This is a genomic window from Hansschlegelia sp. KR7-227 (genome assembly GCF_049446035.1).
Classification (GTDB): Bacteria; Pseudomonadota; Alphaproteobacteria; order Rhizobiales; family Methylopilaceae; genus Methylopila.
This window is the reverse complement of record NZ_JBMSEA010000001.1, coordinates 835,480-849,511: the sequence shown is the minus strand read 5'-3', so window position 1 is coordinate 849,511 and position 14,032 is coordinate 835,480. Positions and strand designations below refer to the sequence as shown.

Genomic DNA, 14,032 nt, shown 5'->3' with positions numbered 1-14,032 from the left:
CTTTAAGTCCGTCCTCCGGCGCGGACAAGGCGCCGGGGGTCACGTTCCCGAACGGCCGGAGCGGCGCGATGACGCCCAGGATCAAGAAGCTGATCGGCATGGTGGCGCTGGTGGTCGGCGTGACCGTCTACGCGCTGATCGTGATGATGGTCGGGCAGTTTCGCCTGGCGCAGTCCGGGCCGCTGATCCAGCTCGTCTATTTCGCGGTCTTCGGGCTGATCTGGATCGTTCCCGCCGCTTTGCTCATCCGCTGGATGGAGCGGGTGAACCCGAAGCCCTGAAGGCCGTCAGGCGCGGCCGCGCAGCCGGCCGGCCGCCTGCAGGGCGAGAAACGGCGCGCCCGAGAGCAGCGCGTCGACCGCCGAGCGGGTCTGGAAATGGCCGTTGAGCGACACCCGCGGCAGCGCCGTCGGCGTCGCCGCATGCGCTTTCGTCAGATGGCCGGGCCGGGTCGTGACCGCCGTCGTGAAGCCCAGGTCGGCGGCGAGCGCGTAGTCGCGCGGGCCTGCGGCCGACAGATCGCCGACGGGATAGGCGAAGTGCTCGGCGACCAGGCCGAGCTTCGCGCGGATCGCGTCGCGGCTGTCGGCCATCTCCGCGCGGGCCACGGCGTCGGAGTGCTTGGCGAGCATCGGATGGGTGACCGTGTGCGCGCCGATCGTGATCAGCGGGTTCTGCGCGACGGCCTGGAGTTCGTCCCACCGCATGCACAGCTCCCGGGCGAAGGAGCCGACGTCGATCCCCTGGCCTTCCGCGAGACGCCGCGTCTCGGCGCGCAGCGCGGCCTCGCCGCCGGCGCGCAGGCGCCAGTAGATGGTCGCCCAGGCGGCGTTCTTCTGGCGGGCCGTCCGCGTCTCCACGGCCGCCTCGCCGCGGCCGAGATCGATGAACAGCCGCGACGCGCGGGCGATCGCGGCCTCGAGCGCGAGCCACCAGATGTCGGCCTCGCCGTCCGCGAAGGCCGACGCCACATAGAGCGTCGCCGGCGCGCCGTGCTTCTCCAGAATCGGCAGCGCGTGATCGCGCACGTCGCGATAGCCGTCGTCGAAGGTGAGATGCAGAAAGGGCCGCACCGAGACTCCGGACGCGACCCGGCGCCAGGCCTCGTCCAGCGAGACGAAGTCGAAGCCCAGGTCCCGCGCGCGCGACAGCGTCAGGTCGAGGAAGTCGGGCTCGACCTCGAGCAGCCGGTTCGGCGCGAAGGCTCCGCCGGTCCATGGGCGCACATGATGCAGCGTGAGGATGAGGCCGAGCCCCCGCGCCCGCGGGCTCAGCGCACGGTTCGCGCCGCTCGCGTCGAGGGCTGCGAAGCTCAGCCGGAACAGGCGCGTGCGCATGCCGCTCATTCGGTCCCGATCCGTTCCGGCTTCATGTCGGGCACTCTCGTCGAAGACGGTGAACGAAGGGTAGCGTCGCCCCGCCGCCCCTCTTCAGACCAATGCCGAAGCGCGGGGGCAGCAGAGCGGACAGGTTAACGAGTTGCCGCCGAGATCGATCGAGCGCGCGCCGAATAGACACCAAGCGGTAACGATGTCACGATTTTCATACAATTTTAGGCGATCGATTTCACGAGTCGTAGATCTTCGCGGCTATCTTTCGCGGTCATGGCGATGCAAAGCGTGAAGCGGTTCGGACGACCGCCGGCGAACGCGGCGTCAAATCGCGCGAGGGAACAGTCCATGTCAGTCGCCGGCGCCTTGGAAGGCTCGCCGCTCGCGGAGGCCGCCGTGTCGAGCATGGGCGCCGCTCCGGCCTTCGCCAGCGTCGAGGTGCATGCAGACCTTGAGGCGGCGCTCGACGCGTGGGCCAGCCTGATGCCGCTCGCGCTCGCCACTCCCTACCAGACGCCTTCGCTGCTCAAGGCGTGGGTCGATCACGTCGCCCCGCACGAGGGCGTGAGCCCGATGATCGTCGTGGCGCGCGACGCGCAAGGTCGGCCCGTCGCCGTGCTCCCCTTCGGGCTGCGCCGACGCTTCGGCGTCCGCATCGCGTCTTTCCTCGGCGGCAGCCATTCGAACTTCAATCTTCCGGTCCTGCGCCGGGATCGGCTGGCTCTCTTCACCCCGGCCGAAACCCTGCGCCTCTTGCGCCAGGCGGCCGCCGTCTCCGGGGCGGACGTGTTCGCGCTGACCAATCAGCCCTACGAATGGGAGGGCGTCGCCAACCCGTTCCTGGCGCTGCCGGGGCAGCCTTCGCCTGACCCGGCGTTCAGCAGCGTTCTCGCGGCGGACATTGAAGAGCATTTCCGGCAGTCGCTGTCGGCCAAGGCGCGGTCGAAGCAGCGGCGCAAGATGCGGCGCTTCGAGGAGCTCGGCGTTCCCAGGATCTTCCGGGCCGAAACGATCGAGGAGCGCGCGCGGCTGCTCGACGCCTATCTCGCGCAGAAGGGCGTGCAGCTCACCGGCCGCGGCATCACGAACGTCTTCGGCAAACCCGGCGTCCGTGAGTTCCTGGCGGACGCCACCGGGGCCTCGGGCCTGGCGCCCGCTATCGATCTCTATGGCTTCGAGCTGAACGGCGAAATCATCGCGGTGACCGGAGCTCTCGGAGGCGGCGGTCGCTGCAGCGGGATGTTCAACTCGATCTCGAGCGGCGAGCACGCCAAATACAGCCCCGGCGAGCTGCTGATGACCTTCGTGGTCGAGGACGCTATCCGCCAAGGCTACAAGATGTTCGATCTCGGCGTCGGGGTCGCGTCCTACAAGAAGATGTACTGCCCGGACACGGAGCCGCTGTTCGATTCGATGCTCGGCGTCACGATCGCCGGCCGGGCCGCCGCGGCGAGCCTCGCCGCGGCCCGCAGGGCGAAGGCCCGCATCAAGGCGAACCGCGCCGTCTATGAGCTGTTCTACCGGCTTCGCCGGATGGCCGCGGGCCGGCGGGGAACGTCTCACGAGACGCCGCCTTCGGGCGACGCCGACTGACCGAACCGCCGGTCGGCTGAGACGGTCAGGCTGCGAGCGATCGCCCGCGCGGCCCGCCGCGGTCGCCGGCGCCGCCGACGAGCAGCACGACCACGTCCTCGATGCCCGCCTTGCGCACGCGCTCATGCGCCTCGATCGTCGCCACGTCCGAGGCGCCGACGGCCGAGACCAGCACCGCCGCCTGGCAATGGCGGGCGAAGGGCTCGGAGCCGCCGGGTCCGCTCGGCGTGACCAGCATCACGAAGTCATAGGTGAGCGCGAGCGCGTCGAGCACGATGGCGAGCCGTCCGCGCGCCGCGGCGTCCAGACGCTCGAACCGCTCCCGACCGGCCGGAACCAGATGCACGCGGGAACCGGCATCCCGATGAATCGCCTGCGAGAAGGTCGCGTCGCCGGAGAGCAGCTCGGCGAGGCCGGGCTGCGCGGCGTCCTGCGCCGTCCCTCCGCCCGCATCCACCATGACGACGCGCCGGCCGGAGGACGAGATGTGGCTGGCGAGCTTCGTCGCCACCGCGGCCACGGCGAGATCGGGCACCGTGCCGGTGGCGAGAATCCGCAGGGCGCCGTCTCCCGTCGGCATGTCGGCGAGCTGTCGGGCGAGCGCCGCGACCAGCGTGGCGTCCGCGACCTCGATGGTCGCCTCGCGCGCCCGGCCTTCGACGCCGGCGGCGGAGCCGGCGACCGCGGGAGCGGCCGTGGGCCGGACGTCGCTCGGGAGGGCGGGAGCGACGGACGCCTCTTTCGTCTCCGCGCCCGCCGACGGCTCCGGCCGGTCTTCCGCGGGCGCCGAACCCTGCGGCGCGGCGGCCGTCGGCTCATATCGGGCGTGCGGCGGGGGCGGAGCCGGAGCGCGCGTCTCGGGCCCCATCCTGCCGTGCAGGCGACCGAACACGGGGACTTCCCCCAAGGCGGGCGGCGGCGTCGCGTCTTCCTCGTCCCGGCTCTGCGGACCGCCGAACACTTCCGCGGCCGCGGCCCAGAACAGCGACAGCACGAAGGCGCCGAGGGCGGCGAGCAGCACCGTCGGCAGCTTTTTCGGGAAGTAGGGCTCGCTCGGCGCCGCCCCGCGGGAGATCACGCGGGCGTCGGCGAGCAGGGCCTCCGGATTGTCGCGCGCAGCCGCTTCCCGGTAGCGGGCGAGCATCTGCTCCAGCAGGTCACGCTGGGACCTCGCCTCGCGCTCCAGCGCCCGGAGCTGGACGTCCTGCGCGTTGGCGCCGGCCGCGACCGTCTTGAAGTCGTCGAGCTGCTTCTCCAGAGCGGCGACCCGCGCGCCGGCGGTCTTCGCTTCGTTCTCGAAGCCGCGGGCCATCTTCTCCGCTTCGGTGCGGACCTGTTGATCGAGGCCCTGCAGCTGGGCGGAGAGCTCGCGCATCCGCGGGTGCTGGGGCAGAAGCGTGCGGCCCTCGCTCGCGATCTGGGCGGCGAGCTGCGAGCGCTGCTGGGCCAGAGCCCGCACCACGTCGGAGTTCGCGATGTCGAGGGCGTCGGCGGGGCGCCCCTGGCGAAGCAGCGTGCGGATCGTGTCGGCCTTGGCCTGAGCCTCCCCGCGCTGCGACTTGGAGGCCGAAAGCTGATTCGCGGCCTCGCCGAGCTGCTGCGCCGCGACGGTGGTGTTGTTCGAGCCGACGAGCAGCCCCGCTTTGCTGCGGAACGCCTCGACCCTGTCCTCGGCTTCCCCCACCCGGGTGCGAAGGCCGGCGATCTCGTCGGAGAGGTACTGGGTCGCCTGACGGTTCTGCGCGCGCTTTGAGTCGCGCTGGATCTCGAGATAGGCGTCCACGAAGCCGTTGACGATCCGGGCGGCGGTGTCGGGATTGTTGGAGACGAATTCGAGGCCGACCACCCGCGATCCCTGGATGGGATAGACCACGAGGTTCTGGCTGACCTTATCGACCACGCGCTCGTTGAACGGCTGGTCGTCCTTCGCTCCGCCGAGACCGATCATCCGCAGGAGCCGCCGCGGCAGCGACTCGCGCGCGCCGCCGAATTCCGGGTCCTTGCCGAGGTCGAGCGCCTTCACCACCGAGCGCACCAGATCGCGCGACTGGATGAACTGGACCTGGGTCGCGACCGCCTGATCGTCCGGAAGCGGCGTCTCCCGATCGCCGGCGCGCGGCGAAAAGCTTTCGCGGTTCTCGATCAGCACCAGCGCGCTCGACCGGAACATCGGCGAGCTGATCTGGACGAAGGCGAAGGCGGCGAGCGCGACGACGAGCGTCGGCAGCAGGATCCACAGCTTGCGCCGCCACACGCCACGGCCGAGCGCACGCAGGTCGATCTCCCCGCCGAGGGTCCGATCGTCTCCGTCCCCTTGACCGACGCGTTGAGCCATTACCCTTAGTCCCCGATTCCGCGTGCTCGCGATTTCAGTGCGTTCACCATGGCCTAATCATGGTTGCCGCGGAGTTAACCCTGCGTCGGCGAGGATCCGGCGGGACAACAGATTGTTAACCCAGTCCCTGTAACGAAACATAAACCATGATCGGAAAGGGACGGTCCTCATGACGTCGCGCCGCTGGCCGCTCGCGCTTGCTTTCGCCGCGTCGCTCGCCGGCTGCGCCGCTCCGCGCGCCGTGCCGCCGCCGCTCGCCGCGGAGTTCGACGAGCCGTATGTGCTTGCGAGCGGCGACCGCCTGCGCGTCAACGTCTTCGGACAGCCCAATCTGTCGAACAGCTACGCCGTGGAGCCGGACGGCTCGATTTCGATGCCGCTGGTCGGCCGGCTGAAGGTGTCCGGCTCGACCTCCGACCAGGTGCGGACCACCCTCGAAACCCGGCTGAAGAGCGGCTATCTCCGCGATCCCAACGTGTCGGTCGAGATCGAATCCTACCGCCCGTTCTTCATCCTCGGAGAAGTCACCAACGCGGGGCAATATCCCTACGTCGCCGGGATGACCGCGCAGAACGCCGTCGCGATCGCGAGCGGCTTCTCGCCCCGGGCCGTGCGCTCCCGCGTTGAGCTGACCCGCCGCAACGGCGACCGCGTCTTCAAGGCCGAGGTGCCGCTGACCTATCCGATCCGTCCGGGCGACACGATCACCGTTGAAGAACGCTGGTTCTGAACCGCTCCGACAGGCTCTTTCCCTTAGCAATTGTTTCGCCCTTGTGGCGTAAGGACGACCCCGGAGGACGGAGACGTCCCGCGGGAAGCCCATGACACAGTCCACGACCGAACAGACGCCCCTGCGCATCGTGCATGTCGTGCGCTCGCCCGTCGGGGGCATCTTCAGGCATATCGCCGATCTCGCCTCGGCGCAGGCGGACGCCGGCCACCAGGTCGGCGTCGTCTGCGACAGCCTGACGGGCGGGGCGTTCGAAGCGGAGAAGATCGCCGCGATCCTGCCGAAGCTCGCTCTGGGCTCCGTGCGCCTGCCGATCGCCCGCGAGATCGCCCCGTCGGACCTGCGCGCGATGGCCAAGGTCAAGGCGGCGCTCACCCCGCTGGAGCCCCAAATCATCCACGCCCACGGCGCCAAAGGCGGCGTCTTCGGGCGGCTGGTCGGCGCCTGGATGGGCCGCTCCCGCCCTATCGCGCGGTTCTACGCGCCGCATGGCGGAAGCCTGCATTACGATTCGCGCTCGGCCGAAGGGCGTCTCTACTTCGCCGTGGAACGCGCGCTCGAACGGATCACGGACGCGATGATCCATGTCAGCGGCTACGAGGCGGAGACCTATGTCGCCAAAGTCGGACGGCCGCGCTGCGAGGCGTTCGTCGTCCGCAACGGCCTGACCCCGCCTGAGTTCGAGCTGGTCGAACCCGCGCCGGACGCCGTCGACTTCCTGTTTCTCGGCATGCTGCGCGACCTCAAGGGCGTGGACGTCTTCATCGAGGCGCTCGCGAAGCTCGCCGCCGGCCGCGCCGCCCCGACGGCCGTCATCGTCGGCGACGGGCCCGACGAGGCCAGATACCGCGCGATGGTCGCCGAACGCGGGCTCGCCGACCGCGTGAGCTTCCGCCCCCCGACGCAGACGCGCGATGCGTTTCGTCTTGCGCGCGCCGTCGTCGTGCCGTCGCGCGCGGAATCGATGCCCTATGTCGTCCTCGAGGCGATCGCGGCCGGCCTGCCGATGGTCTGCACGCGGGTCGGCGGCGTGCCGGAGATCTTCGGCCCCTTCGCCGACGAGCTGATTCCTCCGGGCGACGCCGACGCGCTCGCCGCCGCCATGGCCGCCCTGGCGGCCGATCCGGAGGCCGCGAAGGCCGCGGCCCTGGCCCGCCGCGCCCATGTCGGCGACGAGTTCTCGCTTAAGGAAATGTCGGCGCGGATCGAAAATATTTACCGCAATGCCATCGAGATCCGGCTCACGCGCCGTTGAATCGCCGCCGTAAAGTGTTTTTGGGGGAATGGGGCGCATAATCGCGATCTCACGGGGAGTCCGAGAGACGTGATCGACGTGTCCATGGCCCAGATCAAGATCGTGAAGCCGGCGCAAGCCTCGACCGCGCCGACCGCGCGGCAATCCCAGCTGAACGAGCAGGCGCGCGAGATCGCGGAGCGCTTCAGCGCCGCCTCGATCTCGCAGGTTCTGCTGGTCGGCGCCGTCCGCGGCCTCGACGTCGCGATCGTCCTCGGCGCCGGCCTCGCCTCCTATCTGACCGTCTTCGACGGGCTCGGAGCGATCGGCTGGCCCTATCTTGCGGCGACCCTGCTCGGCGTCGTTCTGACGTCGGTGTTCGCGCAGGCCAGCGACGCCTACAACATCGTGGCCTTCCGCTCCGCGAGCGGCCAGATCGGCCGCATGCTCGGCGCGTGGACGCTGCTGTTCGCAGCCCTGGCGGCGGTCGGGGCCTTCTTCGATTTCGGCGGCCTGGTCGAGCGGAAATGGCTCGGCTACTGGTTCGTCTACGGCGCGTGCGGCTTCACGGTGGGCCATTCGCTCGTCGCCGTGCTCGTCAAGAAATGGGCGGCGGACGGGCGGCTCGGGCGCAAAGCGGTGATCGTGGGCGGGGGGCAGCCCGCAGCCGAGCTGATCCACTCGCTCGAATCCGCGCCCGGCAACGACATCCACATCTGCGGCGTGTTCGACGATCGCTCGAACGACCGCTCGCCGGCGATCGTGGCCGGGTACCCGAAGCTCGGCAACATCGCCGAACTCGTCGAGTTCGGCCGTCTCGCGCGCATCGACCTCTTGATCGTCACCATCCCGATCAGCGCGGAGGGACGCGTCGCGCAGATTCTCAAGACGCTGTGGGTCCTGCCGGTCGACATTCGCCTGTCAGCCCACACCGACAAGCTCCGCTTCCGGCCGCGCGCCTATTCCTATCTCGGCGCGATTCCGATGGTCGAGCTCGCCGAGAAGCCGATCGCGAACTGGGACTTCGTGGCGAAGCGCGCCTTCGACCTGGTCGTCGGCGCGCTCGCGCTCGTGCTGCTCGCGCCCCTGATGATCGGGACCGCGATCGCGATCAAGATCGACTCCCGCGGGCCCGTGTTCTTCCGGCAGAAGCGCTACGGCTTCAACAACGAGGTCATCGACGTCTTCAAGTTCCGCTCGCTCAAGCACGAGATGTCGGACCCGGACGCCAAGACCTCGGTGACCAAGAACGATTCGCGCGTCACCCGCATCGGCAGGTTCATCCGCAAGACCTCGATCGACGAACTGCCGCAGCTGTTCAACGTGATCAGGGGCGAGCTGTCGCTGGTCGGACCGAGGCCGCACGCCGTCGGCGCCCACACCTCGGAGCGCCTGTGGAACGACGTGGTCGACGGCTATTTCGCGCGCCACAAGGTGAAGCCGGGCGTCACCGGCTGGGCCCAGATCAACGGCTGGCGCGGCGAGGTCGACACGCAGGACAAGCTGCGCAAGCGCGTCGACCACGACCTCTATTACATCGAGAACTGGTCGATCCTGTTCGACATCGTCATCCTGGCGAAGACCCCCTTCGCGCTCGCCAAGAGCGAGAACGCCTATTGAGCGAGGTCGCGGCGCTCCGTCCGGCGCGGCCGCGGCGGCGCTTCGCCGTCGACGCCGAGTCCCTCCGCGAGGGGCTCGTCTGGATCGCGGTCGCGTCCAGCTTCTTCGTGATGTTCGAGCCGGCCGCCTACGATCTCCTGATGATCGCGGCCTTCGTGCTGTTCGCCTTCACCGGGCTGAAGCTGCCGCGGACGCTGCTGCCGTTCCTGCTGCTCGTGATCCTCTACCAGCTCGGCGCGGTGCTGACGCTGACCCTGGTCTATGATCGGCCGGACACGACGAAGTGGACGCTGGTCGGGATCTTCCTCGCGATCACGGGGGTGTTCTACTGCCTGTTCCTCGCCGAGCGAACCGCCATTCGGGCCAATCTCATCGCCAACGCCTGGGTGATCGCGGGCGTGATCAGCGGCTCGCTCGCCATCGTCGGCTATTTCCACCTCGCGCCGTTCTCCGACAGCCTGCTGCTGTTCAGCCGTGCCAAGGGCGCGTTCAAGGATCCCAACGTCTACGCGCCGCACCTGGTGTTTCCGGCGCTGGTGCTCATCCAGCGGCTGTACTCCTCCGATCTCAAGCGCTCCCTCCTGGTTCTCCCTCCTCTCGGCCTCATCATGGCCGGCGTGCTGCTGAGCTTCTCGCGCGGCTCCTGGGGGCATCTGGTGGCCTCGGCCGCGCTGATGACCGCCCTGACGGTGCTCGTCGCCCCCTCGCCGGGCCGCCGGGCGCGCATCGTCGTGACCTGCGCCGCGGCGGTCCTGGCGGCCGCCATCCTGGTGATCGGGCTGCTGCAGCTGCCGTCGGTCTCGAGCCTGTTCGCCGAACGCGCGAGCCTCGAGCAGAATTACGACGTCGGCCATGGCGGGCGGTTCTCGAACCACATCATCGGCTGGCGCATGGCGCTGGACGATCCGATGGGCATCGGGATCTACCAGTTCGCGGTCCGCGTCGGGGCCGACGTCCACAACACCTATCTCAACGGCTTCCTCTCCTATGGCTGGCTCGGCGGCGTGTCGCTGCTGACGCTGACCCTGCTCACCCTCGTGTTCGGCTTCCGCTACGTCCTCGCGCCCACGCCGTGGCGCGCGATCTTCATCTGCACCTTCTCGACCTGGGTGGTGCTGATGATCGAGGCGGCCGTGATCGACATCGACCACTGGCGCCACCAATGGGCGCTGCTCGGCATGACCTGGGGCTTCATCGCAGCCAACATCGCGCAGGACTGGCGCGCGCGCGACGCGCGGCCGCCTCTCCGACGCGCCGCGGGTTAGCCGTCGCTGTCCGACGCCTCCGCCACGCGTCCCGCGAGCAGAGCTGGACAGAGGTGGCGATCCAGGGATCACGTCGTCGCCCGGAATCGTAAAATCTCTCCCGGACCCGCCGTTCCGGGCTTGTCCCGGAACCCATTTCCTTCGCGCGGTCAATGACATCGCGCCGTTGGTGGGAATGGATCCCGGGACAAGCCCGGAATGACGGTCGAGGATATTCCCCTTTAAAGGGAGCCGACCAAAAGCGTCAGCGCGACAGGCGGACGACCTGGACGTCGAGGTCGCGGATCTTCTTGCGCAGCGTGTTGCGGTTCACGCCGAGCAGCTCCGCCGCCTTGATCTGGTTGCCGCGGGTGGCGGCGAGCGCGGCGGAGATCAGCGGGTACTCCACCTCGCGCAGCAGGCGGTGATAGAGCCCGGGCGGCGGGAGGTTCTCGCCGAACTCGCCGAAATACTTCGTCAGGTGCCGCTCGACCGAGCCGCCGAGCGTCTCCGCGCCCGCCGCCTCGTCGCCGGGGCTCGTGGGCTCGGGTTCGGACAGCTCGGCCTCGATGATCGAGGCGCCGATGATCTCCTGCGGGTAGAGCGCGGCGAGGCGCCGGATCAGATTCTCGAGCTCGCGGATGTTGCCCGGCCAGCGGTAGCGCTTCAGCCGGTCGAGCGCCGCCGAATCGATCTGCTTTGCGGGCAGCCCCTCGCGCAGCGCGAGCGCGAAGAAGTGCCTCACGAGGTCCGGCACGTCCTCCGAACGCTCGCGCAAAGGCGGCAGGCGGATTGGTACGACGTTCAGCCGGAAGAACAGGTCCTCGCGGAACAGGCCCTGCTGGATCAGCAGGCGCAGGTCCTTGTTGGTCGCCGCGACGATGCGCACGTCGGTCTTGATCGCGGTGCGGCCGCCGACGGTGGTGTATTCGCCCTGCTGCAGCACGCGCAGCAGCCGGGTCTGCGCCTCCATCGGCATGTCGCCGATCTCGTCGAGGAACAGCGTTCCCCCCTCGGCCTGCTCGAAGCGGCCAGAGCTCCGCGCCTGCGCGCCAGTGAAGGCGCCCTTCTCATGGCCGAACAGCTCGGCCTCGATCAGGTCGCGCGGGATCGCCGCCATGTTGATCGCGACGAAGGGTCCGCCGCGGCGCTTGCCGTAATCGTGCAGCGCGCGGGCGACCAGCTCCTTGCCGGTGCCGCTCTCGCCGGAGATCATGACGGTGAGGTCGGTCTGCATCAGCCGCGCGAGCACGCGGTAGATGTCCTGCATGGCGGGCGAGCGGCCGACCAGCGGGATGTCGTCGGTCTCGACCTCGTCGTTGCGCTTGGCGCGGCCCTTGGGCTCGGTCATCGCGCGGCCGACGATCGCGATCAGCTCCTTCAGGTCGAAGGGCTTCGGCAGATATTCGTAGGCGCCCTTCTCCGACGCACGGATCGCCGTCATGAAGGTGTTCTGCGCGCTCATCACCAGGACGGGCAGATCGGGGCGCGCCTTCTTGATGCGCGGCAGCATGTCGAAAGCGTTCTCGTCGGGCATCACCACGTCGGTGATGACGAGGTCGCCGTCGCCTTGGCTGACCCACCGCCAAAGGGTCGCGGCGTTGCCTGTCGAACGGACCTCGTAGCCCGCGCGGCTGAGCGCCTGATTGAGGACGGTGCGGATCGCCGCGTCGTCGTCGGCGACGAGAATGCTGCCTTGCGGCATGGGCTTCTCAGCTCCTCGTATTGCGGCGTTCGCCGACGAACATCGGCATCAGCACGCGGAAGATCGTCCGCCGCGGCTGGGATTCGCATTCGATGATCCCGCCGTGATTGCCCACGATCTTCGCGACCAGCGCGAGGCCGAGGCCGGTGCCAGTGGGCTTCGAGGTCACGAACGGGTCGAACAGATGGGGCATCAGGTCTTCCGGCACGCCGGGGCCGTTGTCGCGCACGGTGAACTGCAGCGGCAGGCTCACCCGCGTCGACGAGCCCGGCACGCTCAGCCGCACGCCCGGACGGAAGGCCGTGGTGAGCTGGATCTCGCCGTCGGCGGCGTCGCCGATCGATTCCGCCGCGTTCTTCACGAGGTTGAGGAACACCTGGACCAGCTGGTCGCGGTTGGCGAACACCGGCGGGAGCGAGGGGTCGTACTCTTCGACGATTCTGATGTTGCGGCCGAATCCCGACGCCGCGAGCCGCTTCACGTGCTCCAGCACGGCGTGGATGTTGACCGCCTCGCGCTCGATCGGGCGCTCGTCGGAGAACACCTCCATCCGGTCGACCAGCTTCACGATTCGGTCGGCCTCGTCGCAGATCAGACGGGTGAGCGCGCGGTCCTCGTCATTCGCCGACTGCTCCAGAAGCTGCGCGGCGCCGCGGATGCCCGACAGCGGGTTCTTGATCTCATGCGCCAGCATGGCCGCGAGCGCGGTGACCGAGCGCGCCGCGCCGCGATGGGTGAGCTGACGATCCATCTTGTCGGCGATGGTGCGCTCCTGGAGCACGATCACGACGACGCCCGGACGCTCCGACAAAGGCGCGACATGGATGTCGACGATGCGCTCCCCGCCGTTCTTCGGCGTGCCGAGATCGACGCGGTACTCGTTGACCGGGGCGTGCCGCTCGCGCGCCTGTTCCAGAAGCTGCACGAGGGGCGAGCCGAAAGGCACGAATTCGCGGATGTCGCGCCGGCGCAGGACATTGGCGCTCGCCTCGAAAAAGGCTTCCGCCGAAACGTTGACGTCGACGATCCGACCGTCTTCGGAGACGCAGATCACGGGATGCGGCAGCGCGTTCAGCACCGCCTCGGAAGCGCCGGCTCCGGTGCGCGAGCGGTGTTCGTCAGCGGCGACGCTCATGCTGCATGCCTCCAGCCGAGATCGTCATAGCCGCGGGCCAGAGCTGCCAGAGCTGTTTCCGCGGTGGGCGCGGTCTGGACCGCGGCCTTTGCGGCGGGCGACGGCTGCGCGCCGACGCTCTCCGCAGCGGCCTCGAGATACCAGCCGAGATGCTTGCGGGCGTGCCGGACCCCCGTCTCCCGCCCATAGAGCGACAGAAGGCCGTCATAATGCTCGACGGCGAGCGCCTGCTGCTCGGCGAGCGGCGGCGGGGCCGGTTCGACGCCGGTCGCGAGATAGGCCGCCACCGCGGCCGGGAACCAGGCGCGCCCCTGCGCGCCGCGGCCGATCATGACGCCGTCCGCCCCGGAGGCTTCGAGCATCGCCGGGGCGTCGGCGCAGGCGACGAGGTCGCCATTGGCGATCACCGGGATCGACACCCGCTCCTTCACGGCGCGGATCGCGCCCCAGTCCGCCCTGCCCTCGTAGAACTGAGACCGCGTGCGGCCGTGCACCGTGACCATCGCGACCCCTTCGCGCTCCGCGCGTTCGGCGAGCTCGGGCGCGACGATCGCGTTCTCGTCCCAGCCGAGCCGCATCTTGACCGTGACGGGAACGTCGACGGCCGAAACCGTCGCCGCGATCAGCCGGACCGCGAGGTCGAGCTCCTTCAGCAGCGCCGAGCCGCCATGGCCGCCGACCACCTTCTTCGCGGGACAGCCCATATTGATGTCGATGATCGCGGCGCCCGCCGCCACGGCTGCGCGCGCGGCTTCCGCCATCCACGCAGGATCGCGGCCCGCGAGCTGGACGACATGCACGTCGAGGCCCGCGCCCTCCGCCCGAAGCCGCGCCTCATCGTCGGCGCGGGCGAGTTCGGCGGACGCGACCATCTCGGACACGACGAGGCCGGCGCCGAGCCGGGCCGCGATTCGGCGGAACGCGAGGTCGGTCACGCCGGACATCGGGGCGAGGAGCACGGGATTGCGTGCGACAAGGCCCCCGATCGCGAGAGGCGCCAGCGTGGTCATAAGGGAATGTCGCTTGCTCATTTATTAGTCGCTGCGATCGATGCACACATATTAGACAGTTTTTGCGGTTGCACAATGGCTCATCGGCGCCCCGC

The 14,032-nt window shown here is 69.3% G+C and carries 11 protein-coding genes; 6 read left to right on the top strand and 5 right to left on the bottom strand.

What is annotated here, in order from left to right; translation table 11 throughout:
- The first annotated feature begins 68 nt into the window (after positions 1–68).
- Positions 69–281, top strand: coding sequence for a DUF2842 domain-containing protein (locus tag ACO2RJ_RS03985; protein ID WP_423266720.1), 213 nt, complete (start codon positions 69–71; stop codon positions 279–281).
- A gap of 6 nt (positions 282–287) precedes the next feature.
- On the opposite strand, the gene ACO2RJ_RS03980 is transcribed toward ACO2RJ_RS03985, so the two are convergent.
- Entirely contained in the window at positions 288–1,346 is a 1,059-nt protein-coding gene (locus tag ACO2RJ_RS03980; protein WP_423266719.1) for a polysaccharide deacetylase family protein, read from the bottom strand.
- A gap of 333 nt (positions 1,347–1,679) precedes the next feature.
- On the opposite strand from ACO2RJ_RS03980, the gene ACO2RJ_RS03975 reads away from it, so the two are divergent.
- The gene (locus ACO2RJ_RS03975) at positions 1,680–2,924 is read left to right on the top strand and encodes a GNAT family N-acetyltransferase (RefSeq protein ID WP_423266717.1); all 1,245 of its coding nucleotides are present in this window, start codon (positions 1,680–1,682) and stop codon (positions 2,922–2,924) included.
- A gap of 25 nt (positions 2,925–2,949) precedes the next feature.
- Here ACO2RJ_RS03975 and ACO2RJ_RS03970 read toward each other — a convergent pair whose 3' ends face one another.
- Positions 2,950–5,259, bottom strand: coding sequence for a GumC family protein (locus ACO2RJ_RS03970; protein WP_423266716.1), 2,310 nt, complete (start codon positions 5,257–5,259; stop codon positions 2,950–2,952).
- Positions 5,260–5,428: 169 nt separating this feature from the next.
- On the opposite strand from ACO2RJ_RS03970, the gene ACO2RJ_RS03965 reads away from it, so the two are divergent.
- From ACO2RJ_RS03965 to ACO2RJ_RS03950, 4 genes are all read left to right on the top strand, one after another.
- Positions 5,429–5,989 (top strand): polysaccharide biosynthesis/export family protein, encoded by a 561-nt coding sequence (locus ACO2RJ_RS03965; protein WP_423266715.1) that lies wholly within the window; start codon positions 5,429–5,431, stop codon positions 5,987–5,989.
- 91 nt (positions 5,990–6,080) lie between these two features.
- Positions 6,081–7,244 carry a glycosyltransferase family 4 protein gene (locus tag ACO2RJ_RS03960; RefSeq protein WP_423266714.1) on the top strand — a complete coding sequence of 388 codons (1,164 nt, stop codon included), beginning with the start codon at positions 6,081–6,083 and terminating at the stop codon, positions 7,242–7,244.
- Positions 7,245–7,328: 84 nt separating this feature from the next.
- Complete coding sequence (locus ACO2RJ_RS03955; protein WP_423268903.1) at positions 7,329–8,843, top strand: undecaprenyl-phosphate glucose phosphotransferase; 1,515 nt, start codon at positions 7,329–7,331, stop codon at positions 8,841–8,843.
- On the top strand, positions 8,840–10,108 hold the full coding sequence (locus tag ACO2RJ_RS03950) for an O-antigen ligase family protein (RefSeq protein ID WP_423266713.1): 1,269 nt from the start codon (positions 8,840–8,842) through the stop codon (positions 10,106–10,108). The genes ACO2RJ_RS03955 and ACO2RJ_RS03950 overlap by 4 nt, the downstream gene beginning before the upstream one ends.
- A 244-nt stretch (positions 10,109–10,352) precedes the next feature.
- On the opposite strand, the gene ntrC is transcribed toward ACO2RJ_RS03950, so the two are convergent.
- The 3 genes from ntrC to dusB are packed head-to-tail and all read right to left on the bottom strand — an operon-like array spanning position 10,353 to position 13,958.
- Complete coding sequence (gene ntrC / locus ACO2RJ_RS03945; RefSeq protein ID WP_423266712.1) at positions 10,353–11,792, bottom strand: nitrogen regulation protein NR(I); 1,440 nt, start codon at positions 11,790–11,792, stop codon at positions 10,353–10,355.
- 7 nt (positions 11,793–11,799) lie between these two features.
- Positions 11,800–12,927 (bottom strand): two-component system sensor histidine kinase NtrB, encoded by a 1,128-nt coding sequence (locus ACO2RJ_RS03940; protein WP_423266711.1) that lies wholly within the window; start codon positions 12,925–12,927, stop codon positions 11,800–11,802.
- Positions 12,924–13,958 carry a tRNA dihydrouridine synthase DusB gene (gene dusB / locus ACO2RJ_RS03935; protein ID WP_423266710.1) on the bottom strand — a complete coding sequence of 345 codons (1,035 nt, stop codon included), beginning with the start codon at positions 13,956–13,958 and terminating at the stop codon, positions 12,924–12,926. The genes ACO2RJ_RS03940 and dusB overlap by 4 nt, the downstream gene beginning before the upstream one ends.
- Between the last annotated feature and the right edge of the window lie 74 nt (positions 13,959–14,032).